General features: G+C 73.4%; 26 protein-coding genes. 16 read left to right on the forward strand and 10 right to left on the reverse strand.

Features of this window, described 5'->3' with window-relative positions; translation table 11 throughout:
• Positions 1-61: 61 nt before the first annotated feature.
• Positions 62-778, reverse strand: coding sequence for a PaaX family transcriptional regulator C-terminal domain-containing protein (locus AC2YHB_RS22260; RefSeq protein WP_242530398.1), 717 nt, complete (start codon positions 776-778; stop codon positions 62-64).
• A gap of 64 nt (positions 779-842) precedes the next feature.
• Here AC2YHB_RS22260 and AC2YHB_RS22265 point away from each other — a divergent pair, with 64 nt between their 5' ends.
• Together AC2YHB_RS22265 and AC2YHB_RS22270 are read left to right on the forward strand one after the other, a co-directional pair.
• Positions 843-1,871, forward strand: a complete 1,029-nt coding sequence (locus AC2YHB_RS22265) for a crotonase/enoyl-CoA hydratase family protein (protein ID WP_179648409.1) — start codon at positions 843-845, stop codon at positions 1,869-1,871.
• Between the two features lie 5 nt (positions 1,872-1,876).
• Complete coding sequence (locus AC2YHB_RS22270; RefSeq protein ID WP_179648408.1) at positions 1,877-3,505, forward strand: acyl-CoA dehydrogenase family protein; 1,629 nt, start codon at positions 1,877-1,879, stop codon at positions 3,503-3,505.
• 52 nt (positions 3,506-3,557) lie between these two features.
• On the opposite strand, the gene AC2YHB_RS22275 is transcribed toward AC2YHB_RS22270, so the two are convergent.
• Entirely contained in the window at positions 3,558-4,139 is a 582-nt protein-coding gene (locus AC2YHB_RS22275) for a TetR/AcrR family transcriptional regulator (protein WP_036549345.1), read from the reverse strand.
• A 104-nt stretch (positions 4,140-4,243) separates the two neighbouring features.
• Between AC2YHB_RS22275 and AC2YHB_RS22280 the strand changes: the two genes are divergently transcribed.
• The gene (locus AC2YHB_RS22280; RefSeq protein WP_487354631.1) at positions 4,244-5,041 is read left to right on the forward strand and encodes a polysaccharide deacetylase family protein; all 798 of its coding nucleotides are present in this window, start codon (positions 4,244-4,246) and stop codon (positions 5,039-5,041) included.
• Between the two features lie 17 nt (positions 5,042-5,058).
• Here the strand turns inward: AC2YHB_RS22280 and AC2YHB_RS22285 are convergent, their stop codons facing one another.
• The gene (locus tag AC2YHB_RS22285) at positions 5,059-5,559 is read right to left on the reverse strand and encodes a hypothetical protein (protein ID WP_487354632.1); all 501 of its coding nucleotides are present in this window, start codon (positions 5,557-5,559) and stop codon (positions 5,059-5,061) included.
• A gap of 54 nt (positions 5,560-5,613) precedes the next feature.
• Here AC2YHB_RS22285 and AC2YHB_RS22290 point away from each other — a divergent pair, with 54 nt between their 5' ends.
• The 5 genes from AC2YHB_RS22290 to AC2YHB_RS22310 all read left to right on the forward strand — a co-directional run bounded on the left by AC2YHB_RS22290 (position 5,614) and on the right by AC2YHB_RS22310 (position 12,461).
• A complete protein-coding gene (locus AC2YHB_RS22290; RefSeq protein ID WP_487354633.1) occupies positions 5,614-7,209 on the forward strand; it encodes a carboxyl transferase domain-containing protein in 1,596 nt (531 codons plus the stop codon).
• Between the two features lie 5 nt (positions 7,210-7,214).
• Positions 7,215-9,020: an acetyl/propionyl/methylcrotonyl-CoA carboxylase subunit alpha gene (locus AC2YHB_RS22295; protein WP_487354634.1), complete on the forward strand. Its 1,806-nt coding sequence runs from the start codon at positions 7,215-7,217 to the stop codon at positions 9,018-9,020.
• Entirely contained in the window at positions 9,017-9,961 is a 945-nt protein-coding gene (locus AC2YHB_RS22300) for a hydroxymethylglutaryl-CoA lyase (RefSeq protein WP_487354635.1), read from the forward strand. Before AC2YHB_RS22295 ends, AC2YHB_RS22300 begins: the two co-directional genes overlap by 4 nt.
• Before the next feature lie 131 nt (positions 9,962-10,092).
• Positions 10,093-11,238 (forward strand): hypothetical protein, encoded by a 1,146-nt coding sequence (locus AC2YHB_RS22305; RefSeq protein ID WP_179648403.1) that lies wholly within the window; start codon positions 10,093-10,095, stop codon positions 11,236-11,238.
• A complete protein-coding gene (locus AC2YHB_RS22310) occupies positions 11,235-12,461 on the forward strand; it encodes a hypothetical protein (RefSeq protein ID WP_179648402.1) in 1,227 nt (408 codons plus the stop codon). Before AC2YHB_RS22305 ends, AC2YHB_RS22310 begins: the two co-directional genes overlap by 4 nt.
• Here the strand turns inward: AC2YHB_RS22310 and AC2YHB_RS22315 are convergent.
• Positions 12,422-13,120 (reverse strand): EcsC family protein, encoded by a 699-nt coding sequence (locus AC2YHB_RS22315; RefSeq protein WP_179648401.1) that lies wholly within the window; start codon positions 13,118-13,120, stop codon positions 12,422-12,424. The two genes, AC2YHB_RS22310 and AC2YHB_RS22315, sit on opposite strands and share 40 nt — an antisense overlap.
• 49 nt (positions 13,121-13,169) lie before the next feature.
• On the opposite strand from AC2YHB_RS22315, the gene AC2YHB_RS22320 reads away from it, so the two are divergent.
• The 3 genes from AC2YHB_RS22320 to AC2YHB_RS22330 all read left to right on the forward strand — a co-directional run bounded on the left by AC2YHB_RS22320 (position 13,170) and on the right by AC2YHB_RS22330 (position 15,230).
• A complete protein-coding gene (locus AC2YHB_RS22320) occupies positions 13,170-13,754 on the forward strand; it encodes a hypothetical protein (protein ID WP_179648400.1) in 585 nt (194 codons plus the stop codon).
• Complete coding sequence (gene aat, locus AC2YHB_RS22325; RefSeq protein ID WP_308645518.1) at positions 13,751-14,515, forward strand: leucyl/phenylalanyl-tRNA--protein transferase; 765 nt, start codon at positions 13,751-13,753, stop codon at positions 14,513-14,515. The genes AC2YHB_RS22320 and aat overlap by 4 nt, the downstream gene beginning before the upstream one ends.
• A 103-nt stretch (positions 14,516-14,618) precedes the next feature.
• Positions 14,619-15,230, forward strand: coding sequence for a V-type ATP synthase subunit I domain-containing protein (locus tag AC2YHB_RS22330; RefSeq protein WP_036549329.1), 612 nt, complete (start codon positions 14,619-14,621; stop codon positions 15,228-15,230).
• A 35-nt stretch (positions 15,231-15,265) separates the two neighbouring features.
• Here AC2YHB_RS22330 and AC2YHB_RS22335 read toward each other — a convergent pair whose 3' ends face one another.
• Positions 15,266-15,604, reverse strand: a complete 339-nt coding sequence (locus AC2YHB_RS22335) for a rhodanese-like domain-containing protein (protein WP_036549781.1) — start codon at positions 15,602-15,604, stop codon at positions 15,266-15,268.
• 119 nt (positions 15,605-15,723) lie between these two features.
• Positions 15,724-16,602, reverse strand: a complete 879-nt coding sequence (locus AC2YHB_RS22340; protein ID WP_036549779.1) for an Fpg/Nei family DNA glycosylase — start codon at positions 16,600-16,602, stop codon at positions 15,724-15,726.
• A 143-nt stretch (positions 16,603-16,745) separates the two neighbouring features.
• On the opposite strand from AC2YHB_RS22340, the gene AC2YHB_RS22345 reads away from it, so the two are divergent.
• From AC2YHB_RS22345 to AC2YHB_RS22365, 5 genes are all read left to right on the forward strand, one after another.
• Positions 16,746-18,056, forward strand: coding sequence for an LPXTG cell wall anchor domain-containing protein (locus AC2YHB_RS22345; RefSeq protein ID WP_179648398.1), 1,311 nt, complete (start codon positions 16,746-16,748; stop codon positions 18,054-18,056).
• Between the two features lie 26 nt (positions 18,057-18,082).
• Complete coding sequence (locus AC2YHB_RS22350; RefSeq protein ID WP_179648397.1) at positions 18,083-18,793, forward strand: hypothetical protein; 711 nt, start codon at positions 18,083-18,085, stop codon at positions 18,791-18,793.
• Positions 18,794-18,857: 64 nt separating this feature from the next.
• Positions 18,858-20,051, forward strand: coding sequence for an ATP-binding protein (locus AC2YHB_RS22355; RefSeq protein WP_179648396.1), 1,194 nt, complete (start codon positions 18,858-18,860; stop codon positions 20,049-20,051).
• A 20-nt stretch (positions 20,052-20,071) separates the two neighbouring features.
• Positions 20,072-20,713, forward strand: a complete 642-nt coding sequence (locus AC2YHB_RS22360) for an SHOCT domain-containing protein (RefSeq protein WP_051932640.1) — start codon at positions 20,072-20,074, stop codon at positions 20,711-20,713.
• Positions 20,714-20,884: 171 nt separating this feature from the next.
• Complete coding sequence (locus tag AC2YHB_RS22365; RefSeq protein ID WP_487354636.1) at positions 20,885-22,513, forward strand: ABC-F family ATP-binding cassette domain-containing protein; 1,629 nt, start codon at positions 20,885-20,887, stop codon at positions 22,511-22,513.
• Positions 22,514-22,624: 111 nt separating this feature from the next.
• Here AC2YHB_RS22365 and AC2YHB_RS22370 read toward each other — a convergent pair whose 3' ends face one another.
• The 4 genes from AC2YHB_RS22370 to AC2YHB_RS22385 are packed head-to-tail and all read right to left on the reverse strand — an operon-like array spanning position 22,625 to position 26,413.
• Positions 22,625-24,130: a flavin-containing monooxygenase gene (locus tag AC2YHB_RS22370; RefSeq protein ID WP_487354637.1), complete on the reverse strand. Its 1,506-nt coding sequence runs from the start codon at positions 24,128-24,130 to the stop codon at positions 22,625-22,627.
• Positions 24,127-24,624: an NAD(P)/FAD-dependent oxidoreductase gene (locus AC2YHB_RS22375; protein WP_179648393.1), complete on the reverse strand. Its 498-nt coding sequence runs from the start codon at positions 24,622-24,624 to the stop codon at positions 24,127-24,129. The genes AC2YHB_RS22370 and AC2YHB_RS22375 overlap by 4 nt, the downstream gene beginning before the upstream one ends.
• A 5-nt stretch (positions 24,625-24,629) precedes the next feature.
• The gene (locus tag AC2YHB_RS22380; RefSeq protein ID WP_487354638.1) at positions 24,630-25,580 is read right to left on the reverse strand and encodes a ferritin-like domain-containing protein; all 951 of its coding nucleotides are present in this window, start codon (positions 25,578-25,580) and stop codon (positions 24,630-24,632) included.
• Positions 25,577-26,413: an SDR family NAD(P)-dependent oxidoreductase gene (locus AC2YHB_RS22385; RefSeq protein ID WP_487354639.1), complete on the reverse strand. Its 837-nt coding sequence runs from the start codon at positions 26,411-26,413 to the stop codon at positions 25,577-25,579. The genes AC2YHB_RS22380 and AC2YHB_RS22385 overlap by 4 nt, the downstream gene beginning before the upstream one ends.
• Positions 26,414-26,417 lie beyond the last annotated feature (4 nt).

The following is a 26,417-nucleotide window of genomic DNA, read 5'->3' on the forward strand; positions in this document are numbered from 1 at the left end:
AGTTCGGCCGACAGCGTGTTACATCCCCGGCCCGGGGCAGGCCGACCAGCCACGGGACCGGTCAGCGTCCGATCGCCAGCGCCCGCAGCTCCGCCTGGTAGTCCGCGTACGCCGCCCGCATCGCCGCCGCCGGCCAGTCGCGGGGGAGCAGCGCGGCGGGGAGGAGGGGGTCCGAGGCGAGGTGGCGCACGACCTGCGCGGCGACCGCGAGCCGCGGGGCCGGGTCGGTCGTGACCGCCAGGAGGTCGACCAGCTGCCGACCGGAGGCGGCCCAGGCGCGCAGGTCCCAGAGCCCGGCGGCGAGGGCGACCGGGTCCTCGTCGGGGGTGGCGGTGAAGGTGCTGAGGACGGCGTCGTCGGCGTACGACCGCGGGCGGCGCAGGTTGGCGGGCCGGGTCCAGACGCCTTCGCGCAGCTCTGCCAGCCGGTACGACGCCAGCCGCTCCCGCAGCGCGGCCCGCTCGGGGCCGGGTCGGCCGGCGACGACCACGACCGCGAGCTCCCACCCGCCGTCCCAGGGGGTCTCGGCGTCGAGGACCGCCTCGTCCTGGCGGCGCTGGCGTGCCGCGAGCCGTTCGCCGAGCAGGTAGTCGCCGGCGTCACGGTGCAGGTCGCCGGCCGCCACCGCCCGGGTGAGCGCGACGCGCGTGGTGGAGGCCGGGATGCCGAAGTGCTCGCCGGCGCGGACCAGGTCGGCGGCCGCCATCCGGTCGGGGTGGGACCCCAGCAGCAGGCTCAGCACCACCGAGCGCGCCGGGAGCGGAGCGAGGACCACCACGCGCAGGATCCTGCCACGCTACAGATCTCGACACAACCGTCGCCAAAGATGTAACGTCGCCGTCATGACCGATGCCGCCGGCTGGCGCCGTCCCGCGCACGAGGGCCCCGACTCGCCGTACCGCTCGGCGGCTCCCCGCAGCGACGACGTGCCGGCCTACCGGACGCTGACCTACGAGGTCGACGGCCGCGTCGCGCGGCTGACCTTCAACCGCCCCGAGCAGGGCAACTCGATCACCCCCGACACCCCGGTCGAGCTCGCCGATGCGGTCGAGCGCGCCGACCTCGACCCGCGGGTGCACGTGATCGTGCTGAGCGGCCGCGGCAAGGGATTCTGCGGCGGCTACGACCTCGCCGCCTCTGCCGAAGGACTCCTCGATGGGCAGATGACGGGAGCGACTCCCCGCGAGGGCACCGTCCTCGACCCCACCGTCCAGATGCACAACCACGATCCCGCCGGCACGTGGGACCCGATGGTCGACTACGCGATGATGAGCCGGTTCACCCGCGGCTTCGCGAGCCTGCTGCACGCCGACAAGCCCACGGTGGCGAGCATCCACGGCTTCTGCGTCGCCGGCGGCACCGACATCGCCCTGCACTGCGACCAGATCGTGATCGCCGCCGATGCCAAGATCGGCTACCCGCCCACCCGCGTGTGGGGCGTCCCGTCCGCCGGCCTGTGGGCGCACCGGCTCGGCGACCAGCGCGCCAAGCGGCTCCTGCTCACCGGCGACACCCTCACCGGGCGCGAGGCCGTCGAGTGGGGCCTCGCCATCGAGGCGCCCGAGCCCGAGGACCTCGAGGAGCGCACCGAGGCACTGGTGCAGCGGATCGCCGCGATGCCGCTCAACCAGCTGATGATGGTCAAGCTCGCCCTCAACTCCGCGCTCCTCGCGCAGGGCGTGCAGAACAGCCAGATGATCAGCACCGTCTTCGACGGGATCTCGCGCCACACCCGCGAGGGCTACGCCTTCCAGCAGCGCGCCGCCGAGGCCGGCTTCCGGCAGGCGGTCCGCGAGCGCGACGGGGCGCCGTACGACGACGGCGGCCCGCGGACCAGCAATGTCACGAACCAGCCCACCGACAGGGGATGAGAGCGATGAGCAGCACGCACGAGGTCACCAACCAGGTCCCGCCGCTCGTCGGCCACGACACCTCCGCCGACCCCGCCCTGCTCGAGGGCATCGAGCGCGAGGGCGCCGGCTGGGCGCTGCCGGAGATCCGCGAGGTCGGCCGCCTCGCCGGCACCCCGGAGGCGATGGACTGGGGCCGCCTGGCCGAGCGGGTGCCGCCGCGGCTGCTGACGCACGACCGCTACGGGCGCCGCATCGACGAGGTCGAGTACGTGCCGTCGTACCACCAGCTCATGGAGACCGCCGTCAGCCACGGCATCCATGCCGCCCCGTGGGCCGACGACCGTCCCGGCGCGCACGTCGCCCGCGCCGCGAAGTTCTACGCCTGGAACGTCGACGCCGGCCACGGCTGCCCGATCTCGATGACCTACGCCGTCGTACCGGCCCTGCGGGCGAACCCCGAGCTGGCCGCTCGCTTCGAGCCGCTGCTCACCAACCGTGCCTACGACTTCGGCCTGCGCGACCCGGAGACCAAGCGCGGCCTGATCGCCGGCATGTCGATGACCGAGAAGCAGGGCGGCTCCGACGTCCGCGCCAACACCACGACCGCGACCCCGCAGGCCGACGGCAGCTACCGGGTCGTCGGGCACAAGTGGTTCACCTCGGCACCGATGTCCGACATGTTCCTGACCCTCGCCCAGGCGCCGGGCGGCCTGTCCTGCTTCCTGCTGCCGCGCGTGCTGCCCGGCGGCGAGGCCAACCCGATCCGGTTCATGCGGCTCAAGGACAAGCTGGGCAACAAGTCCAACGCGTCCTCGGAGATCGAGTACGACAACGCCGTCGGCTGGCTCGTCGGCGAGGAGGGCAAGGGCGTCAAGACCATCGTCGAGATGGTGAACATGACCCGTCTCGACTGCGTCATCGGCTCGGCGTCGGGCATGCGGACCGCGCTCGTGTACGCCGCCCACCACGCCCGCCACCGCGCCGCGTTCGGCAAGCTGCTCATCGACCAGCCGCTGATGCGCAACGTCCTCGCCGACCTCGCCGTCGAGTCGGAGGCCGCGACCACCGCGATGATGCGGCTGGCCGGCGCCAACGACCGCGCGGTCCACGGCGACGCAGGCGAGGGCGCGCTGCGCCGGCTCGCGCTCGCCGCGACCAAGTACTACGTCTGCAAGCGCGGCCCGGTCCTCGCCAACGAGGCGCTCGAGTGCCTGGGCGGCAACGGCTACATCGAGGACTTCGACCTGGCCCGGATCTACCGCGAGCTGCCGCTGCTCTCCATCTGGGAGGGCTCCGGCAATGTCGCCGCGCTCGACGCGCTGCGCGCCATCGGCCGCGAGCCGGAGTCGCTCGACGCGTTCTTCACCGAGGCCGAGCTGGCCCTCGGCAGCGACCAGCGGTACGACGACGCGGTGACCTCGCTGAAGAAGGAGCTCACCCAGTTCGACGACATCGAGCTGCGCGCCCGCCGGCTGGTGGAGCAGATCGCGGTCGTCTTCCAGGCCGGCCTGCTGATCCGCAACGCCCCCACCGCCGTCGCCGACGCCTTCTGCGCCACCCGCCTCGCCCGCGACTGGGGCAGCGCGTTCGGCACGATGCCCGCCGGCCTCGACCTCGCCCCGATCCTGGAGCGCACCGAACCCGGCTTCTGAGGCGCCCCTGGTTCGCCGCGCAACTACCGAATTCGTCGTCCCGACCGGGGATTCACGACAATTCCGGTTGGTGCGTGGCGACCCCGAGGGCGGCCAGCGCCATCGAGCCCAGCAGCTCGCGCAGCCGGACGTCGGGGATGCCGTGGCCGGCGCGGGGGGTGGAGTTGAGGAGGCCGAAGGCGGCCTGGGCGGCGGCGTGCGCGCTCGGCTTGTCGAGGTCGTCGCGCAGGGCACGGAGCTGGTCGGCCCACAGCGTGATGTAGGCGCGCTGCAGGCGGCGTACCTGCTCCCGGGCGTCCTCGGGCAGCGACTCCCAGTCCCGGTCCTGTACGACGATCAGCGCTCGCTGCGTCGTCGCGAACTGCACGTGCCAGTCGACCAGCCCGCGCAGCGCTGCGGCCGGGTCGCCGTCGCCGGCCGCGACGCGCTCGCGGCCGACCGCGAGCAGCTCCTCGCTGATCGAGGTCAGCATCTCGGCCAGCATCGCCTGCTTGGACGAGAAGTGCTTGTAGAGCGCGGGGCCGGAGATGCCGCACGCGGCGCCGAGCTCGGCGACCGAGACCCCGTGGAAGCCTCGCGCGGCGAAGAGGTCCGCCGCTGTGGCCAGGATCTGCTCACGACGGGACTCGGCCATTGCGACAGGCTAGGGCATGTCGAACGTGCCACATCCGACAACCAACCGGGGCGGACAGGCGTCTCACCTCCTGCAAGCAGCGAGGAGGAACAGGGATGTCGTCAGTGGGGCAACGTCGGAGCGCGGCCTGGGTGGTCGTCGGCCTGGTGGCCGTGGTGCTCACCACCATGGTCGCCGGCCTGCTGCCGCGGCTCGCCTCGGACGTCGTGGGTGACCCGGCAGCGGCGAAGGCGGCGCCCGTCGCGGCGGAGGTCGACCCGTCGCCCGACCGCGGGCCCGGCGATAGGGCCGACGCGCCGCCCGAGGAGACCCCGCCGCCCGCACCGGCCGGCCCGCCCGAGCGGGCCGGGAAGCGCGGCACCGTCTACCTGACCTTCGACGACGGCCCGGACCCGCGCTGGACGCCGCAGGTGCTGGACGTCCTGCGCCGGCACGGCGTGCACGCGGTCTTCTTCGAGGTGGGGCAGAACGTGGCGGCGTACCCGGACCTCGTCGCCCGGGTCCGCGCCGAGGGCCACCTCATCGGCAACCACACGTGGAGCCACGCGAAGCTGACCGACCTGCGGAGCCGGGCGATCCGCGACCAGCTCGACCGGACCGACGCCGCGCTGGGGGGCCGGGCCCGGTGCGTGCGACCGCCGTACGGCGCCACCGACCCGCGCGTCGCCGACGTGATCGGTGCCCGCGGCCAGCGCACGGTGCTGTGGGACGTGGACCCGGAGGACTGGGCGAAGCCGGGCACGGACCGGATCGTGCGCCGCGTCCTGGCGCAGGTCCACGACGGCGCGCTCGTGCTGATGCACGACGGCGGTGGTGACCGCAGCCAGACCGTCGCCGCCCTCGAGCAGGTGATCACCCGGCTCCAGGAGCGGGGCTACGGGTTCGGCCTGCTCGACTGCTGAGGGCCGGGCGGGCGGGATCAGCAGTTGTCGTCGATGTAGCCGTCCACCGTGTCGGACGGCGGCGGCGAGTCCTGGACGGCGGCGGTGAACTCCTCCACCGACCCGCTCGCCTGGACGAGCAGCTCGACGTGCACCAGCTCGGACACGGCGCTCTCGGGCAGGTTGTCGGGCACACCCAGCGCGTCGAGGCCCTCGAAGGCCGAGAGGATCCGCTCCCAGTCCTCCTCGCTGCCGGGCTGCGCCCCGTCGATCGCGCCGTCGATCTCGGCGAGCACGTCGCAGAACGCGGCGACGTCGGCGCCGCGCGGATAGGTCTCGTTCTCGACCTCGCCGGCGCCGCCCTCGGTGGAGCTGCCCTCGGACGAGCCCTCGGGTGCGCTGCCCGATGCGCTGCTCGACGGGCTGCCGGACGGGCTGCCGGACGCCGACGGCGCGTCGTCCGGCTCGTCGCTGTCGGAGCACCCGCTGGTGAGGACGGTCAGGAGGACGGCCGCGGTGACGGCGAGGCTGCGCTTCACGCACCCACCGTAGGGGGTTGCCACCACAGGTTAATGATCGTTAACCTAGCCCTCGTGTCCGAGACGACGACCACCGAGGTCCCCGCGAGCGAGCCCAGCCTCAACGAGCCCAGCCTCAACGAGCCCAGCCTTCGGGAACTGAGCGCCGAGCTGCGCGAGCGGCTCGCCCGGGTCCGCCAGGGCGGCAGCGAGGCGGCCCGCACCAAGCACACCGACCGGGGCAAGCTGCTCCCGCGCGACCGCGTGGACGGCCTGCTCGACCCGGGGAGCCCGTTCCTCGAGGTGGCGCCGCTGGCGGCGTACGGCATGTACGGCAAGGACGGTGACGACTACGCCGTCCCGTCGGCCGGCGTCGTCGCGGGCATCGGTCGCGTGCAGGGCCGCAACTGCCTGGTCGTCGCTAACGACGCCACCGTCAAGGGCGGGACGTACTACCCGATCACGGTGAAGAAGCACCTGCGCGCGCAGGCGATCGCGGCCGAGAACGACCTGCCGTGCATCTACCTCGTCGACTCCGGCGGCGCCTTCCTGCCGATGCAGGACGAGGTGTTCCCCGACAGGGAGCACTTCGGCCGGATCTTCTTCAACCAGGCCAACATGTCGGCCCGCGGCATCCCGCAGCTCGCCGCGGTCATGGGCTCGTGCACCGCCGGTGGCGCCTACGTCCCCGCGATGTCCGACGAGACCGTCATCGTGAAGAACCAGGGCACGATCTTCCTCGGCGGCCCGCCGCTGGTGAAGGCCGCGACCGGTGAGGTCGTCAGCGCGGAGGACCTCGGCGGCGGCGACGTGCATGCGCGGAGGTCCGGGGTCGTCGACCACCTCGCCGACGACGACGCGCACGCCCTGCGCATCCTGCGCGGGATCGTCGACACGCTCCCCGCCCCCGCCGCGCGTGAGCGTGTCGAGGTCGAGGAGCCGCTGGAGGCGCCGGAGACGATCTACGACGTCGTGCCGTCGAGCACCCGGACGCCGTACGACGTCCGCGAGGTGATCCGCCGCCTCGTCGACGGCAGCCGGCTGCAGGAGTTCAAGCAGCTGTACGGCGAGACGCTCGTCTGCGGGTTCGCCCGCATCCACGGCCACCAGGTCGGCATCGTCGCCAACAACGGCATCCTGTTCAGCGAGTCCGCGCTCAAGGGCGCCCACTTCGTCGAGCTCTGCAACCAGCGCGGCATCCCGCTGCTGTTCCTGCAGAACATCACCGGCTTCATGGTCGGGCGCGAGTACGAGAACCGCGGCATCGCCCGCGACGGCGCCAAGCTGGTCACCGCCGTCGCCTGCTCGGTCGTGCCCAAGCTGACCGTCGTCATCGGCGGCAGCTTCGGGGCCGGCAACTACGGCATGTGCGGACGGGCCTACGACCCGCGCTTCCTCTGGATGTGGCCGAACTCCCGCATCTCGGTGATGGGCGGCGACCAGGCGGCCAACGTGCTCGCCACCGTCGCCGGGCGTGAGGACGACGACGCGTTCAAGCAGCCGATCCGCGACCAGTACGAGACCCAGGGCTCGCCGTACTACGCCTCGGCGCGGCTCTGGGACGACGGCGTCATCGACCCGGCCGACACCCGGCGGATCCTCGGCATGGCGCTCGAGGTCACGACGGCCGTGCCCACGCCCGATCCCTCCTACGGAATCTTCCGGATGTGATTGCGATGAACGAGATCCGCTCCGTCCTCGTCGCCAACCGCGGCGAGATCGCCCGCCGGGTGTTCCGCACCTGCCGCGAGCTCGGCATCCGCACGGTCGCCGTCCACACCGAGGTCGACGCCGACGCGCTGCACGTGCGCGACGCCGACGTCGCGATCCTCGTGCCGAGCTACCTCGACGGCGACGCGGTCCTGGCCGCCGCCAAGGAGGCGGGTGCCGACGCGATCCACCCCGGCTACGGCTTCCTGTCGGAGAACGCCGGCTTCGCCCGCGCCGTCACCGGCGCCGGCATCGCCTGGATCGGCCCGACGCCCGAGGTGATCGAGCAGATGGGCCGCAAGGACGCCGCCCGCGACCTCGCCGTGGCGGCGGGCGTCCCCGTCGTGCCGTCGTACGACGTGGACGACGACCCCGCGACGTTCGCCTACCCGGTGCTGGCGAAGGCCGCGGCCGGTGGCGGCGGCAAGGGCATGCGGGTGGTCCGATCGGCCGCGGAGCTGCCCGAGGCCGTGGCCGCCGCGAAGCGGGAGGCGATCAACGCCTTCGGCGACGACACGATCCTGATCGAGAAGTACGTCGAGCGCGGTCGCCACATCGAGGTCCAGGTCCTCGGCGACACCCACGGCCACGTGGTCCACCTCGGCACCCGCGAGTGCTCCGTCCAGCGCCGCCACCAGAAGGTCATCGAGGAGGCGCCGGCCCCGGCGCTCGCCGACGACCTGCGCGAGCGGATCCACGCCTCCGCCGTCGCGCTGTCCGCGTCGGTGGGCTACGTCAACGCGGGGACGATCGAGTACCTCCTCGACGCGGCCACCGGCGACTTCTACTTCCTCGAGATGAACACCCGCCTCCAGGTCGAGCACCCGGTCACCGAGATTCACAGCGGCACCGACCTCGTGGCGCTGCAGCTGGCGGTCGCCGCCGGCGAGCCGCTGCCGTTCGACCAGGCCGGGCTGGGCTTCCGCGACCACGCACTCGAGGCCCGGATCTACGCCGAGGACGCCTTCGGCGGCTTCCTCCCGCAGGCCGGTACGGCGGCCGTCGTCTCGTGGCCCGCGCGGGCTCGCGTCGACCACGCCCTCGAGTCCGGCCAGGTCGTGAGCACCTCGTACGACCCGATGCTCGGCAAGGTGATCGTCTCCGGCCCCGACCGCGAGGCCGCCCGGCGGGCGCTCGTCGCCGCCCTCGACGAGACCGCGATCCTCGGTCTCACCACCAACACCGGCTTCCTGCGGGAGCTGGCATCGAGTGAGGTCTTCGCCGAGCCCGGCGGCATCGACACCGCGTGGCTGGACCGCAACCAGGTGCCCGCCCCGGACCCCGCCCCCGCGCGGCAGATCGCGGCCCGGCTGTGGTTGGACGCGCACAGCGAGCCGTCGGGTCCGTTCGCGGGCGACGGCTTCCGGATGGGTGGCGCGCCCGCAGCACCGGTCGTGGAGTTCGACGAGCCCGCCACCGCTGCCCCGCGGGTCCCCGCCGGCACGGTCGCGCGCGTCACCCAGCACCAGGTCGAGCTCGCCCTCCACGGCCAGCGCTACGTCTTCACCCGGCCCGACGCCAGCACCGACCACGGCGTGGCGGCCGGCGACGGCACGATCGTCGCGCCGATGCCCGGCACCGTCCTCGACGTCCGGGTCGCCGAGGGCGACACCGTGACCGAGGGCCAGGTGCTCGGGGTCGTGGAGGCGATGAAGATGGAGCTCGCGCTCAAGGCGCCGTACGACGGCACGGTCGCCTCGGTCGGCGCGAGCACCGGGCAGCAGGTGGCGCTCGGTGCCGTGCTGTTCGTGGTCGAGGAGGCCCACGCATGAGCGCCCTGCCGATGGTCGTCCCCGAGCCGGGCCTGCCCACGAAGGTCACCATCTACGAGGTCGGTCCCCGCGACGGCCTGCAGAACGAGAAGACCTCGGTGCCCACCCGGGTCAAGGCCGAGTTCGTGCAGCGGCTGCTGCAGGCGGGCCTGCCGATCGTGGAGGCGACCAGCTTCGTGCACCCGAAGTGGGTGCCGCAGCTCGCCGACGCCGCCGAGCTGATGACCGGCCTGACCGCCGACCTCGGCGACCGGGCGTGCGAGCTGCCGGTGCTCGTCCCCAACGAGCGCGGTCTCGACCGTGCCGTGGAGCTGGGCATGCGCCACGTCGCGGTCTTCGCGTCGGCCACGGAGACCTTCGCGGAGAAGAACCTCAACCGCACCCTCGAGTCCCAGTTCGAGATGTTCGCCCCCACCGTCGCCCGCGCCGTGGCGCAGGGGATGGACGTCCGCGGCTACGTCTCGATGTGCTTCGGCGACCCCTGGGAGGGTGCGGTCCCGGTCGATCAGGTCGTCGCCGTCGGCAAGCGCCTGCTCGACCTCGGCGTCGGCCAGCTCAGCCTCGGCGACACGATCGGCGTCGCGACGGCCGGCCACGTCCGCGCGCTGGTGCAGGCGTTCGTCGCGGCCGGCGTCCCCACCGACCGGCTGGCCCTGCACTTCCACGACACCTACGGCCAGGCGCTGACCAACGTGCACGCCGGCCTGCAGGAGGGCGTGACGACGTACGACGCCTCCGCGGGCGGCCTGGGCGGCTGCCCCTACGCGAAGAGCGCCACCGGCAACCTGGCCACCGAGGACCTGGTCTGGTTCCTCACCGGCCTCGGGATCGAGCACGGTGTCGACCTTGCCGCGGTGGTCGCGACGAGCACCTGGATGGCCGGCCAGCTCGGACGACCGAGCCCGTCGGCCGTCGTACGAGCGCTGGGGTCTGCCGGCTGAGGCTCCTGGCTTGCCGCGCAACTACCGAAATTGTCGCGGATTGCCCGGCAACACGACGAATTCGGTAGTTGCGCGGCCAACCCCCGGGACCGGCGAGCTCGGCGCAACGGGTGCCCCTCTACCGTTGGCGCATGAGTCGAGGACGCGCCTGGGGATGGGCGGCAGCGTTGCGGGAGGGGTCCACGACGCCCTGGCGGGAGTGGCCGGACGACGGCAGCGCCGACGGCGAGCCGCTCGCCGGTGACCTGCCGGGCGCCCAGCAGCTCGGCCTCCTGCGCCGGCTCAACGTCGCGGCCGAGGCAGCCGGCCGGCGGGTGCCGGTGGCGATGGCCGACCGCGTGCTCGCTGCCGGGGTCTCCGGCCGCGGACGGGGCGAGCTCCCGCTGCTCGGCGCCGACGACCCCGAGCGCTTCGGCCCCCGACCGGTCGACCCGGACACCCTCCCCGACGACGAGCTGCTCCGGGTCGCTGCCGGCCTGATCGCCGACGACGTCGCCGCGACGGCCGGCGCGCCGACGCCCGAGCCGACGCTGGTCGAGCGCGCCCGCGCCGCCCGCCGGCCGTGGACGAAGGCGTTCGTGGTGGTCGGTGTCCAGTGGCGCGCCGACTCCGTCCGCGCGGGACTCGCCGCTGCAGGCCGGCCGCAGGGCGGGCGCCGCCCGACGGCGTACCTCCTCGCCGACGACCTCGCCACCGTCCTCGTCCACGCCTGGACCGCCCGCGCCTTCGACCAGGGCGGCCCGACCTGGCACGACTTCCTGCGCAACTCCTCCAGCTTCGGCCACCTGCCGCCGCGCGCGGACCTGCCGCGGATGGCCCGCTCCGCGACGCACAAGTACGGCGCCGACCGGGTCACCGTCGTGCTCGACCCCGCCGCGCTGGCGGCCGAGCTCGGCACCGCCCGCCTGCAGGAGCCGCCGCGGCTGGGCGCGAACGCGATCGACCTGGTCCGCAGGGTCGGCGAGCCGCTCGGCCTGCTCGTCGACCGGGCCGAGCGTCCCGAACTCCTGCGCGCCGCCCTCGCCCCCCGGCTGGCCGGCCGAGGTGGTGCGGCGCCGACCGTCCCGGCCCGGTTCGGCGGCTGGCTCAGCAGCATGGCCGAGCGCACCCGCCACGACCTCGAGGCCGCTGGCTACCCTGTCCTCGGCGACCTCGACCGGCTGCTGCCGGGCCCGCTGCCCGCGGAGCCCGTGGCCCCGGTCGACGCCGAGGTGCTGGCACTCGCGCTCGGGCTGCTCCTCGACCCGGTGACCACCCAGCAGGAGGCAGACGCGTGAGCTCGAAGGTCCTGCTGCACGTCGGTACGCCGAAGACGGGCACGTCGTACCTCCAGGACGTGCTCTTCCAGAACCGCTCGAAGCTGCTGCGCCAAGGGGTGCTCTACCCCGCCGAGCGCTTCGACGCGCACTTCCTCGCCGCGCTCGACCTGATGCGGCTGCGCTGGGGCGGGCTGGAGCGGGAGGCCGTCGGCGCCTGGGACCAGCTCGCCGCGCAGGTCCGCGAGCACGACGGCACCGCGATCATCAGCCACGAGATCCTCGCCACGGCGTCGCGGGGCCAGGTCAAGCGGGCCCTGGCGTCGTTGGGCCACGAGCCCGGCGGGGGCGGCACCGAGGTCCACCTGATCATCTCGGTGCGCGACCTCGTCCGGCAGATCCCCGCCGAGTGGCAGGAGAACGTCAAGCACCGCGCGACCTTCCGCTACGCCCGCTTCCTCGAGCTGATCCGCGACCCGGAGCGCAGCCACCGCGTCGGTGCGTGGTTCTGGGGCGTCCAGGAGATCCCCGACATCCTCGCCCGGTGGGGAGCGACGATCCCGCCGGAGCGGATCCACATCGTGACGGTCCCGCGCCCCGGCGGTCCGAAGGAGCTGCTCTGGCAGCGATTCAGCACCGCCTTCGGCCTCGACGACCTCGACCTCGACCTCGGCACCGAGCGGGCCAACCCGAGCCTCGGCGTCCCGGAGTCGGCGCTGCTGCGGCGGATCAACCGCGCCGCCACCCGCGACCTCCCGCCGGTCCACTACCGGCCGCTCGTCCGTGAGCTGCTCGCCCACCAGACCCTGTCGAAGCGGACCGACTCCCCGCGGCTGAGCCTGCCGCCGAGCGAGTACCCCTGGGTCGCCGAGCTGACCGACTCCTGGATCACCGAGCTCGCCGAGCGCCGGTACGACGTCGTCGGCGACCTCGAGGACCTCCGCGGGACCGCGCCCGACCCCGAGCGCTGGGCCGATCCCGACAAGCCGGCCGAGCGCCAGGTCGCGCAGGCGGGGCTCGAGGCGATCCGGGCGCTCCTCGTCGAGGCCGCCGAGCGGCAGGCGGAGGCCGACCGGCTGCGCACGAAGCTCGAGGAGACCCGGCGCGAGCTGATCCGCGCCCGGACGCCGCGACTCATGCGCACCATGGAGTGGACGGTGCAGCGGCTCGAGGGCAGCCCCCGCGGCCGCCAGGCGCTCGGCGCCTACCGCAAGGCGCGGGGCAGGAACTCCCTGTCGGCGTAGCGGCCGACCCGCCACGTGCTCCACCCGTCGGCCACCAGGCCGACCGCGCCGCCGACGACGGGCACCCGCTTGCCGACGGTGGTCGCGATGCGCTTGCCGATCACCCGGCCGATCAGCTCGTTGGCGAGCACGGTCGCGATGGTCTGGTCCAGCCCCGGGTCGTGCTGCGGCGCGGTCGCCACGGCCATCGGGGGAGCGGGCAGCTGGTGCTTCTTCACCATCTTCATGACTGTCTCCTCGCCGAGGACCGTCTCGAGGATCGCGTTGCGGACCCGCGGGTCGTCGAGGTCGTAGCCGCGCAGGTGCGCGATCCCGGCCACCATCCGGCACTGGATGAGCGCCAGCCCGGCGATATTGGCCGGCGCGACGATCGCCGCCGTCACCAGGCCGCCGAGGTTGGTCGCGAGGCCCTCCACGCCGGCGTACGCGACGTGGTTCTGGATGATCTCCCGCACCGCCCTGTCGACGTTGCCGTGCTGCTCGCGCAGCTGCGCCTCGGCCGCGTGGGCGGCCGGCGGCAGGGGCCCGACGCCTGCGATGGCCCGCTGCAACGCCTCCCGCACGAACGACTGCGTGAGTCCGGGCGCCAGGTGGGTCACCCGGGGAGCGATCTGCCGGGCCGCCTCGACGGCGAGGCCCTTCTTGAGACGGGAAGCCATGTCCCTGATCGTAGGGTGGAGGGGTCAACCACCCGACGTGAGGAATCCGATGCGACCGCTCGCCCGACCGCTCGTCGTCACCGCGACGGCGCTGCTCCTGGGGCTCTCCCTCACCGGCTGCGGCTCCGACGACGACAAGGCCTCGGGCGACGCCACCCCCTCGGCCGCCGGGTCCTCCTCGGCGGCGACGGACGGGCCGGTCGGCGCGGCCACCGACGACACCGCCGGGACCGAGGGAGCGACGGCGCCGAGCCCGCTGCCGGCCGACAGCGAGCTGTGCACCGCCCTGGCCGACATCATCGAGGTCGTCGACCCGATCACCGCGGCGCCCGACGAGAGCCAGTGGGCCGAGATCCAGGACGTGTACGCCGCCCTGGGCGAGGTCGACCTGCCCGCCGGCACCCCCGCCCGCGACCGCGAGGGCCGTGACGCCTCGGTCCGGGCGATCACGTCGCTGAGCTGGGCCGAGGCGAAGAGGGCGTTCGCGAGCGACAGCGGCGAGGTTCCCGGCCTCACGGCCGAGGAGAACGCGAAGGCGGCCGAGTTCTTCAACTGGGCCGGCCAGCAGTGCCCGTCGGTGCTCGGAACCGCCGACGGGGGCACCGCAGCCCCGTCGTCGATCACCACGCAGTGACCGCGTCCGGGCCGGTCGAGCCGCCGCCGACGCCCTGGGTCTTCCCGAGCCGGGAGGACCTCGCGGCGCTGCCGGTGCTCGACGACCCCGCCGACGGCGACCCGGACGACGACCCCGACTTCGCCGCGCACGACAGCAGCGACCTGGTGGCGGTCGGCGCGGACCTGGAGCCGGGGACCCTGCTGGCGGCGTACCGGGCGGGCCTGTTCCCGATGCCCGAGGGCCGCTCGGTGGGGTGGTGGTGCCCGGCGCACCGCGGCGTGCTGCGCCTGGACGCGATGCGGGTGTCGCGGTCGCTGCGCCGCTCGGCGCGCACGTTCGAGATCCGGGTCGACACCGCCTTCGGGGAGGTGCTCGCCGCCTGCGCCGACCCGCGCCGCCCGCACGGGTGGATCGACCGCCGGGTCGCGCGGGCCTACACCGAGCTGCACCGCCTGGGCTGGGCGCACTCCGTCGAGGCGTGGCGCGACGGCCGCCTCGTCGGTGGCCTGTACGGCGTCGCGGTGGGCGGGCTGTTCGCCGGGGAGTCGATGTTCCACCACGAGACCGACGCGTCGAAGGCTGCGCTGCTCGGCCTGGTCCGGCTGCTGGCGAGCGACGCCGACGGCGCGGCCGGGCGCCGGCTGGTCGACGTGCAGTGGGCGACACCGCACCTCACCAGCCTCGGCGTGGAGCAGGTCTCCCGGGCGTCGTACGTCGGTGGGCTGGAGTCGCTGCTGGCGGTCCCGGACGCCGACTTCCGAAACCTGTGCATAGGCTGAGACCGGACAGGGCAAGGTTCGTGCCGGGGAGCCGGCGCTGGTCGGCGCCCTGCCCGCGCGGGCACATCCCGGTCCCGTGCTCCCCAGGAAAGGATTCGCTCGGATGACTCCGATCAAGCGCCCGCTGGCCGCCGCCGGCGCCGCCGTACTGCTCACGCTCTCCCTCTCCGCCTGTGGCGGCGCCCCCACCGACGCCTCGGTGAAGGACTTCTGCAAGGTGACCCAGGACGAGGAGGGCGGCGAGGAGTTCTTCAAGGCCATCGAGGACAAGGACTGGGACAAGGTCGAGGAGCTCGTCAAGAAGCAGGCCGACGAGGTCGAGGAGGTCGGCACCCCCGAGGACATCCCGGACGACGCGCGCGAGGGCTACGAGATCCAGCTCGACACGATCAAGGGCTTCAGCGCCGACGACTGGGAGAAGGCCTTCAAGGAGAACTCCGACGAGGACCCCTTCGAGAAGGACCTCTCCTCGGACGAGAAGAAGAAGGTCGACGCGTACACCGAGTACGAGAACAAGACCTGCGACGACTCCGGCTCCGACGAGTCCGAGGGCAACGACCCGGAGGTCAGCACCGAGGTCCCGACCGAGGGCCTGCCGACCGACATCCCGACCGACGGCGTCCCCACCGACATCCCGACCGAGCTGTCGCCGGAGGACCTCGAGAGCCTGCAGTCGGAGCTCGAGAAGCTCACCGAGAGCGCCGCGACGGAGTGATCCGCCCGGTCAGCTGAGCGTGCCCGACGGAGCGCTCAGATGACCTCAGCGGGCTGGCCGGTGTCCGACACCATGGCCCGGCCGGCCCGCTCCCACCCGATCATCCCGTCGGCCAGGTTGACCACGTCGTAGCCCTGTTGCGCCAGGTAGGCCACGGCCCGCGCCGAGCGGCCGCCGCCCTTGCACACGACGAGCGTCTGCGGCGCCTCGAGCTCGACGAACTCCCCGAGCCGCGCCGGAAGCTCCATCAGCGGGATGTGGACCGCGCCGTCGATGTGTCCCGCCGCCCACTCGTCGTCCTCGCGCACGTCGAGGACCACCAGCCCTTCGGGGAGCGGGTCCGGCACGCCTTCGATCTCGACGGTGGGGATCATGCCGCCCACTCTAGGCGGGGTCGTCGAGGAGGTCGCGCAGCGACCGTCACGAGACGCCTTGCTCCGGTGCAGCCGCTGTGCCACTGCCATCGTCGACGCGACGGGCACGCGCGGCGGGCTCACTTGAGGAGCTTGCTCATCCTGCGGTCGGCGAGCGGCTTCCCGCCGGTCTGGCAGGTGGGGCAGTACTGCAGGCTCGAGTCGGCGAAGGACACCTCGCGGACGATGTCGCCGCACACCGGGCACGGCTTGCCGGTCTGGCCGTGGACGGCGAGGTTCGACTTCTTCTCGGCCTTGAGCTCGCTGGCGGCCAGCCCTCGCGAGCGGTCGACGGCGTCGCCCAGGGTGTCGCGGATCGCGGCGTACAGGGTCGTGAGCTCGGCCTCGTCGAGGCTGTCGGCGGGCTTGAAGGGTGACATCCGCGCGGCGTGGAGGATCTCGTCGGAGTAGGCGTTGCCGATGCCGGCGATCGTGCCCTGGTGGCGCAGCACGCCCTTGAGCTGCTTGCGGCCGGCGTCGGCGAGGATGCCGGCGAGGCGCTCCCGGGTGAAGTCGTCGGTGAGCGGGTCGGGCCCGAGGCTGGCGATCCCGGGGACGTCGAGGGGGTCGCGCACGAGGTAGAGCGCGAGCGACTTCTTGGTGCCGGCCTCGGTGATGTCGAGGCCGGGGGTGGTCCCGTCCTGCTCGTCGAGCACGATCCGCACGGCGAGCGTGGACTTCGTGCTGGGGCGGGGCGGCAGCGCGGGGACCTCGTCCTTCCACCGCACCCAGCCGGCGCGGGCGAGGTGGAGCACGAGGTGGAGGCCGCTGGCCTCGATGTCGAGGAACTTGCCGTGTCGTCGTACGTCGTCGACGAGCGTGCCCTCGACCGCGGACAGCGGCGGGTCGTAGGTCTTCAGGGCGCTGAACGCGGCGACGTGGACGCGGGTGATGGCGCGACCGTCCAGCCGGCCCCGGAGGTCCAGGGCCAGCGCCTCGACTTCGGGCAGCTCGGGCACGCAGCCAGCGTAGAACAACGGCCCGACGCGGGACTTTGTCCTGATTGCGCCGACGGGCAGTGACCCCGGCTCCACCGGCTCGGTTGGTCGGCATGTCGCACTCGGGAACGCGGCCACACCCCCCGTCCCGAAAGGCCCTTCCGATGAGCCAGCGCCATCTTCCCCGCCTCGTCCTCGCCCCGATCGCCCTGGCGACCGCAGCCGTGATCGGCTTCGGCCCGGGCGCATCCGCGGCCTCCGCGGACGAGGCGACCTGTGGCCAACCGGCCGTCCCGGCGGTCTACGACACCGTCGAGCACCCCGCCGTCATCACCGCGGTCCCGGCCGTGACCCACCCGGAGTGGCGCTGGCAGCGCTCGGTCGCGACGACGGAGAGCGCGTTCGCCGCGCTCGTCCAGCCGGCACGGGGCACGTGGACCTGGAGCCGCACCGTCGACGTCCTCGAGCGTGAGTTCGTGTGGACCGTCATCGACCGCGCCCACGTCCCGGCCGTGCCCGAGGCGGGTCACGTCGAGACCCGGGTGGTCACCCCGGCCGTCGTCCGGACGCTGTGGGAGTACGTCCAGCAGAAGACCGGCAACACCCGCTGGGAGGCGGAGGGCTGGAACGCCGGCGACAACGGCAAGGGCTGGGAGTGGACCGGCGCGACCGACGTCGTCGTCGTGACCCCGGCGGTCACCGCGCAGGTGTGGGTCGTCGACAGGTCGGCCGTCGCCGAGGTCACCGAGCTCAGCCACCAGGAGACCGCCTGGGTCGTCGACGGTGCGACGCCGCCCGCCGGGTCGAGCGCGACCGGCGCCACCCGCCTGACCGCAGGCTCCCCGGAGAGCGTCGAGCTCCCCGACGGAGAGACGCCGGCCGGCGCGGGCTGGACCCGCGGCGCGTGGACCGAGACCGCCGCGGCCGTCACCGACCTGGTCTGGGTGCCGCAGGGCGCCACCGCCCCCGACGGGTACGACGCCACCGGAGCCACCCGCGCCGGCGCACCCGTCCACGAGGAGACCGGCGCCACCTCGGCCACCGCACCCGACGGCGACGGCTGGGAGAAGGTCCCCGGCTCGGAGACCACGGTGGTCGACGCCGAGGCCCACGACCGGGTCGACGCCGAGGCGTGGACCGAGCAGGTGCTCGTCAGCCCCGAGGTCCCGGCGACCGACGACTGCCCGGAGGAGCCGACCGACGGCGGCGACGGGGGAGAGGTCGGCGGCGAGGACGACGGTGCCGAGGAGCCGACCGGCGACGACCTGCTCGACGGCGACGTCGTGGTCGACCAGACCGAGGGCGAGGTCGGCGGCATCGCCACCACCGCCACCACGGCCACCGGCGGCAGCGCCGACGTGCTGCCGGCGACCGGCAACGGCACCCAGCCGTGGCTGCTGGGACTGGGCGCGGCCAGCGTGGTCGCCGGTGCCGCGCTCGTGCGCGGACGCCGGGAGCCGGTCCGCGCCGACTGACGGACCGCAACCGCTAGCCTCGGCCCGTGCGGATGCGGACGAGCCGGACGGCTGCGGGCCTGGCGGCCGTCGTACTCACCCTGGCGGGGGTGTCCGGCTGCGGCGGCGACGACCCGGAGGGGCCCGGCAGCGCGATCGCCGGCAAGGAGCCCGAGGAGGTGCTCGCCGCCTCCCTCGAGGCGATGCAGGCGCTCGAGGACGTGACCTACCGCGGCACGACCACCGTCACGAGCCAGGCCGGCCGGCTCCGCGGCACGGGCGAGCTGGTCGTGACCGCCGACGGCACCTGCCAGTCGACCTTCCACAGCTCGCGCCGGGGACGGCTGGTGACCCGGACCGTCGGCAACACCGTCTACGTCTTCGCCGATGCCGCGATGATGCGCGGCCCCCTGCAGTACGACGCCGACAAGGTGCGCTCGCTGACCGGCAGGTGGCAGGCGGCGCCCCGGCCCAGCTCGCACCAGTGCGACCTGGCCGAGCTGCTGCCCGAGGAGGACCGGTTCGCGGGCTTCGAGGACGCCGGCACGGGCGAGGTCGACGGCGCCCCTGTCCGGACGCTGACCGGCAAGGACGACGACGGCTCCCCGATGACGGTCTCCATCGCGGCCGAGGGGGCGCCGTTGCTGCTGGCGGTCGAGACCCGGCGGGGTGGGCGGAGCAGCTTCACGCTGGCTGAGCACGACAGCGGGGTCGAGCTGGTCGCGCCGCCCGACGGCAAGGTCGTCAGCACCTCCTGAGCGGTCTCTGCGACACGCTAGGCGAATCTAGGGCTCGCGCTAGAGAGCCGGATAGCGTCGGATCATGGACCCGATCCGCAACCCGTACGCGCCCGGCGCCGGTCAGCGCCCGCCCGAGCTCGCCGGTCGTGACGAGCAGCTGGCGGCGTTCGACGTCGTCCTCGAGCGGGTCTCGCGCGGGCGCCCGGAGCGCTCGCTCGTGCTGACCGGGCTCCGCGGCGTCGGCAAGACGGTCCTGCTCAACGCGCTGCGCTCGGCCGCGGTCCGCAAGGGCTGGGGGACCGGCAAGCTCGAGGCGCGCCCCGACCAGTCGCTGCGCCGGCCGCTGTCCTCGGCGCTGCACCAGGCGGTCCGCGAGCTCGGCCACCCCGAGCCCGCGGAGGCCAACCACGTGCTCGGGGTCATCCGCTCGTTCGCCCAGCGCGAGGCCGGCACCGACGCGAAGCTGCGCGACCGGTGGAGCCCCGGCATCGACGTCCCCGTGGTCCGCGGCCGCGCCGACTCCGGCGACGTCGAGATCGACCTCGTCGAGCTGCTCACCGACGTGGGCGGGCTCGCGGCCGACGTCGGCAAGGGCGTCGGCATCTTCATCGACGAGATGCAGGACCTCGGCGCCGACGACATCTCCGCGCTGTGCGCCGCCTGCCACGAGCTCAGCCAGAACGGCCTCCCCGTGATCGTGGTCGGCGCCGGCCTGCCGCACCTGCCCGCCGTGCTCTCGGCGAGCAAGTCCTACTCGGAGCGGCTGTTCTCCTACCAGCGCATCGACCGGCTCTCCCGCGACTCCGCCGACCGGGCCCTCGTCGCGCCCGCCTCCGAGGAGGAGGCCGAGTTCACCCCCGACGCGCTCGACGCCATGTACGACGCCACCCGCGGCTACCCCTACTTCATCCAGGCCTACGGCCGCGCCGTGTGGGACCTCGCGCCGCGCTCGCCGATCACCGGCGACGACGTGGCGGTGGCCGGGCCCGAGGCCGAACGCGAGCTCGCCGTCGGCTTCTTCGGCTCGCGCTTCGAGCGGGCCACCCCCGCGGAGCGCGACTACCTGCGCGCCATGGCCGACGCCGCTGGTGACGACGAGGACCCGGTCGGCTCGGTCGCGACGGCCGACGTGGCCGTCGTACTCGGGAAGAAGCCGCAGTCGCTGTCACCGGCCCGTGACTCGCTGCTGAAGAAGGGGCTGATCTACTCCGGCGAACGCGGGCGGATCGCCTTCACCGTGCCGCACTTCGGGCGCTATCTCCGCACGCAGGCCTGAATTCCTTCTAGCCTGTGGCTGTGACCGTCTCCCCCCAGGACGTGCCGCAGCCGCGGTCCTTCGTGCGCAACCTCGTGCCGACCCTGCTCTTCATGCTGCTGTGCGGCATCGTCGGGCCGATCTTCCTCGTGATGGGCCTGGTCGTGCCCGAGGACGAGCCGGGCTCCGGCTGGCTGCTGCCGACCGGCATCGGCATCACCGTCCTCGACGTGGTGATCGCGCTGGCGATCGCCAACCGCCGCACCCACAGCCAGCAGCGGATGTACCAGCTGCGCACGCGCGGCAGGCGGGCCCGCGGGCGGGTGCTGTCGTTCGAGCAGACCGGGGTGCGAATCAACGACCAGCCGATGCTCGTGATCAGGCTGATGATCGAGGGCGGTGACATCACGCCCTTCGAGGCCCAGGTGCGCAGCGTGGTGCCCGACATCCACATCCCGCTGCTGCACGCCGGCGAGCTGCCGATCCTGATCGACCCCGAGACCGACGAGTGGGAGATCGACTGGGACGCCGCGAAGCCGGTCGCGCCGGTCGGCCTCCGCAAGCCGGCCGACGACCGCCCCGCGGCCGAGCGGCTGGCCGAGCTCGACGACCTGCTCCGGCGCGACCTGGTCAGCCGCGACGAGTACGACGCCGCGCGCGCCCGCATCCTCGACGAGCTCTGACCTCCGGTCGTCGAGGAGGTCGCGCAGCGACCGTCACGAGACGCTCGGTAAATCACTCGCGCCCGTCAGGGACACCCCCGTAGGCTCGTCCCATCATGCTGATGACTGCCTGACCCGACTCGCGTCCGCGGCCCCGCCCGGCGAGTCCTCGTCTCGTCCGAAGGCTTCGTCATGTCAGCTCCCACCACCGCCACCCTCTCTCCCGTCGTCGTGCGCGACCTCTCCGTCGCGTTCGGGCGTCGTACCGTCCTCGACGGGATCGACCTCGTCGCCCAGCCCGGACGGCGGATCGGCCTCATCGGCGAGAACGGCGCCGGGAAGTCCACCCTGCTGCGGGCGATCGACGGCACCCTGCCGCGCCTGGCGCAGGTCAGCGGGTCGGTCGAGGCGCCGGGTGACCGGGCCTTCCTCACGCAGGAGCCGCCGTTCGCCGACGACGCCACGATCGCCGACGTCCTGGCGGGCGCGCTCCGTCCGCTGCGGGTCTCGGTCGCCGCGGTCGAGCGGCTCGCGGACCGGCTCGACGACCCCGCCGTCGCCGACGAGTACGCCGCCGCGCTCGAGCACGCCCTGGCCCACGACGCCTGGGACGCCGACCGACGCGCGTTGCTGGCGGCCGAGCAGCTCGGGCTCGACGGGCTCGACCACGACCGCCGCGTCGCCAGCCTGTCCGGCGGCCAGCGGACGCGGCTGGCGCTGGCGACCCTGATGACGCGACGGCCGACCTGCCTGCTGCTCGACGAGCCGACCAACCACCTCGACGACGACGCTGTCGCGTTGCTGGTCGGCTTCCTGAGGGACCTGCCGGGCGTCGTCCTGCTGACGAGCCACGACCGGGTGTTCCTCGACGAGGTCTGCACCGACCTCGTCGACCTCGACCCGGTCGGGATGGGCACGGACGGCCGCGGCGGACGACGGTACGGCGGCGGCTGGTCCGCCTACGCCGCCGAGCGCGAGGCCGCGCGACGCCGGTGGGAGCAGGCCTACGACGAGCAGCAGGAGGAGATCGCCCGGCTCCGCGAGGCGACCCGGATCGAGAAGTCCGCGATCGCGCCCGGCCGCGGCCCGCGCGACAACGACAAGTTCATCCATGCCTTCAAGGGCCAGAACGTCGACCGGGCGCTCGCCCGCCGCAAGAAGGACGCCGAGCGACGCCTGGAGGAGGCCGAGCGGGACCAGGTCCGCAAGCCGCCGGCGCCGCTGCGGCTCTCGACCGGGCTGACCGCCGCCGCGATCGGCGGCGGCCGCGTCGTGACCGTGCGCGACCTGTCGGTCGCCGGACGGCTGCGCCTGCCGACCCTCGACGTCGCAGCCGGGGAGCACCTGCTCGTCACGGGCACCAACGGTTCGGGGAAGTCGACCCTGCTGGGCGTGCTGTCCGGGCGGGTGCAGCCGACGACCGGCACGGTGCAGGTCGGCGCACAGCGGGTCGTCGAGCTCACCCAGGACCCGGTGTTCCCGGACCTGACCGCGAGCGCGGCCGACGCCTACGCCGCCCTGGTCGGCGACGAGCTCGCCCGGCGGCGTCCGTTGCGCTCGTTGGGCCTGCTCCACCCGCGCGAGCACCCGAAGCCCGTCGTACTCCTCTCGGTGGGGCAGCGTCGTCGTCTCGCCCTGGCCGTCGCGGTCGCCACCGAGCCGGACCTGCTGCTCCTCGACGAGCCGACGAACCACCTCTCGCTCGCGCTGGTCACCGAGCTGGAGGAGGCGATCGGCACCAGCCCCGGCACGGTCGTCGTCGCCTCCCACGACCGCTGGCTGCGGCGCCGGTGGGAGGGCGCGACCCTCGCCCTCGGGTAACCGGCCGTCGGCGGCTCCTGGTTGGTCACGCAACTACCGAATTTGACGCAGAACCGACGCCGCGGCGACGAATTCGGTAGTTGAACCGCAGACCCCGCCGATGCTGGCCCTTCAGCCCGTGAACGCGTAGGCGTCGAGCGGGTAGCGCCGCGCCGCCCACATCGTCTCGAGCGTGGTCGCCGCCCGGAAGGGCACGTCGCCGTTGTCGTCGAAGTAGTAGCTGTTGGCCAGCCCGCAGGAGTCCTGGAAGAAGACCTGGTGCTTGCGACGCCCCAGCGCCGAGGCGAAGTACGCCGCATTCGCCTCGGGCGTCACCTCGACGCGGGTGGCGCCGACCTTCCGGGCCCGGCGCAGGGCCCGGACGATGTGGGTGCCCTGGGTCTCGATCAGGTTGAAGTACGACGACCCGTTGTAGCCGTAGGGGCCGAGGATCGTGAAGAAGTTGGGGAAGCCCGGCACCGAGACGCCCTGGTAGGCCTGGAACCGGTTCTCCTCCCACCACTTGTCGAGGTCGAGGCCCCCGGCGCCGCGCACCGTGAAGGGCGGCATGTTGCCCTTCTCGAAGACCTTGAAGCCGGTCGCGAGGATCAGCACGTCGGCGGTGTGCTCGGTCCCGTCGACGGTCCGCACGCCGGTCGGCGTCACCGCCGAGATCGCCGTCGTCTCCAGCGTCACGTCGTCGCGGTTGAAGGTCGGCAGGTAGGAGTTGGAGAAGCTCGGCCGCTTGCAGCCGAGCGCGTAGCGAGGGGTCAGCTGCTCGCGGACCGCGGGGTCGCGGACGGCTTGGCGCAGGTAGGCGTGGCCGAGCCGCTCGCCGGCGGCGGCCACCGGGACCAGCCCGGCGAAGTGGGCCGCGACCGGGAAGGTCAGCTCGACGAAGGACTGGCTCGCGAGCCGCGAGACCCGCTTGGCGCCGGGGATCCGCCGCAGTGCCGTGCGCGCCACACCGGGCAGCGGGGCGTCCGGCTTGGGCAGGCACCAGATCGGCGTGCGCTGGAAGACGGTGAGGTGCTCGGCCGCCCGGGCCAGGTGCGGGATCGCCTGTACGGCGGACGCGCCGGTGCCGATGATCGCGATGCGCCGCCCCGTCAGGTCGACCGAGTGGTCCCAGCGCGCCGTGTGCATGACGGTGCCGGTGTAGTCGGCGAGCCCGTCGATGTCGGGCAGCTTCGGCTGGGTGAGGACGCCGGTCGCGCTGACGACGTGCCGCGCCGTGATGCTCTCCCCGGAGGAGGTGTCGAGCCGCCACAGGTGCGCCTCGTCGTCGAAGGTGGCGGCGGTGACGGTCGTCCGCAGGCGGGTACGCCGCCGCACGTCGTACTTGTCGACGCAGTGCTCGGCGTAGGCCTTCAGCTCCCGGCCGGGCGCGTAGACCCGCGACCAGCCGGCGACCTGCTCGAACGAGAACTGGTAGCTGAAGGACGGGATGTCGACGGCGACGCCGGGATAGGTGTTCCAGTGCCACGCGCCGCCGAGCCCGTCGCCGGCCTCGAGCAACAGGTAGTCCTCGAAGCCCGCGCGGGACAGCAGGATCGCGGCCCCGATGCCGGAGAAGCCTCCGCCGATGATGACGACCTCGTGGTCGGGCTGGGCGAGCACGCCGGATGGCTGCGTCATGCGAAGAGGTCCTCTCGGTGGGCGGCGGTGGTGCCGAGGATGATGCAGTCGACGTGGTGCTCGATGCCCTCCGCACTGCGGATGCCGCCGGCGACCAGCGCGTAGACCGGCCACGGGACCAGCGTGCAGTGGGGCTCCTGCAGGGCCGCGTAGTAGCGGCCGTCGACCCGCGGTCGGTGCCGGTTGAAGCGGGCGTCCGGGGTGAGCAGGCGGCGGGTCCACGGGTCGCGCACCCGCAGCCGCAGGTTGAGCCGCGCGGCGGGGACGGCCAGCGCGCGGGGGAGCGGCAGGGGCAGCGGGAGCAGCCAGTCCGGCTCCTCCTGGAAGACCTTCACGGCCCGGGCGGTGCGGACCACCTCGGGCACGATCACCGCGGCCTCGCGCCCGGGCGCGATCACGGCGACCGACCGGCCGGTGAACGCGCGGCCCCGCCACTCGGCGCCGCGGAGCAGCTCGCCGTCGTACCGGCTGGCGGGCGTGGCCGGGGTGCTCACGGCCGTCACGACGCCACCGGCTCGTGGGTCAGCTCGTCCACCCACGCCTGCGGCCTGCCGAGCACCCTCGCCGGGACGAAGGAGGTCAGCTTGACCATCGGGTCGGCGAGCAGGCGGTGGTACGGCGACGTGCGGTCGACCACCATCGCGGCCTGCGCCTTGAGCACGTGGTACGCCGGGATCCGGCCCGTGTGCGCGCCCCGGGAGCCGATCGTGGCGAAGCGCTTCACCGCGTTGTAGAGCTTCTGCTCGGGCAGGCCCATCGCCACGATGTTGTCGCGCATCTTGTTGATCAGCGGCGTGAACACGACGACGAGGCCGATGATCACCTGCGGCGAGAGCAGCGCCAGCGACTCGATGAGGAGCTTGTGGAGCGGGCCGGCGCCGATCAGCTCGAGCACCTGGAAGTCGACGGTGATGTGCCGCGCCTCGTCGGAGTTGATGTGCCGGAACACCTCGTGGCAGACCGGGTCGTGCACCTCGTCGAGCAGGAACTTCACGAGCGCGCCGTCGAGGGCGCACTCCAGCAGCGGGATGAGCGTGGCCAGGCCGGTGAGCGGCAGGGTGTCGCCGTAGTCGTCGAGCACCTTGATCGCGAGCTTGACGTTGATGTTCGGCTCGGGCGGGTTGCCCTCGTCGTCGAGCATGCCCCACCGCTTCATCAGGGCGAGCTCGGCGTTGGCGTGCTTCTGCTCCTCGGCGTGGAAGTACTCGTAGATCCGCTTGATCGTGGGCGTCGGCGCCTTCTTCGCCAGCGACGCGAAGCCGCGGGCGCCGACGTGCTCGATCCAGACCAGGTCGGCCATGAAGGGCTTCATCTTCGCCCGCACCTCGTCGGTGACGAGCTCGGCGCCGGGGGCGTCCCAGTCGATGTCGGCGAGCGACCACTGCTTGTCCTTGATGGTCTGCAGCATCGCGTCGAAGTCGTAGCCGGTGGTCGCGCTGGCGGTGGTCATCGGGAGGCACCTTCCTCGTCGGGGACGAAGCGGCCGAGCAGTCCGGCCGCGCGGGTGTAGGGGGCGGGCAGCAGGCGCTTGGTGCGCCAGAGGAGCTGCGCGTCGAGCTGGGGTACGACGTACAGGCGGCCCTTGTCGTGGGCGTCGAGCGTCGTGCGGGCGACCCGGTCGGCCGAGAAGCCGGCGATCCGGGCGATGCGGCGGGCCATGCCGGCGGCGCCGGGGTCGATCAGCTCGCCGTCGAAGATGTTGGTCCGCACGAAGGTCGGGCACAGCACGGTGACGGCGATGCCGGTGCCGGCGAGCTCGGCGGCGAGGGTTTCGGAGAGGCTGACGACACCGGCCTTGCTGACGTTGTAGGCGGCCATCCGCGGCGCCGCAGTGAAGCCGGCCGCGGAGGCGACATTGATGACGCCGCCGCCCCGGCCGGCCTGGCGCAGGGTCGGTACGAACACGTGGCAGCCGTTGATGACGCCCCAGAGGTTGACGCCCAGGGTGCGCTGCCAGTCGGAGAGCGGGGCCTCGCCGACGACCTTGCCGCCGGCACCGATGCCGGCGTTGTTGACGACCAGGCGGGGTGCCCGGTCGAGCCAGTCGACCGCGGTGTCGTGGAGCGCCTGGACCTGCGCGACGTCGGCGACGTCGCAGGCGACGGCGAGGGCCTCGCCGCCGGCCGCGTGGATCGCCGCGACGGTCTCCTTGGCCGCCGTCTCGTCGAGGTCCGCGCAGACCACCCGGCCGCCGCGGCGGGCCAGCTCGCGGGCGAAGGCGCGGCCGATCCCGCTGCCCGCACCGGTGACGACCGCGTCGGCGTGCTTCGTGCGTCGGGTCATGAGG

The organism is Nocardioides sp. SRI_004 (assembly GCF_057586415.1).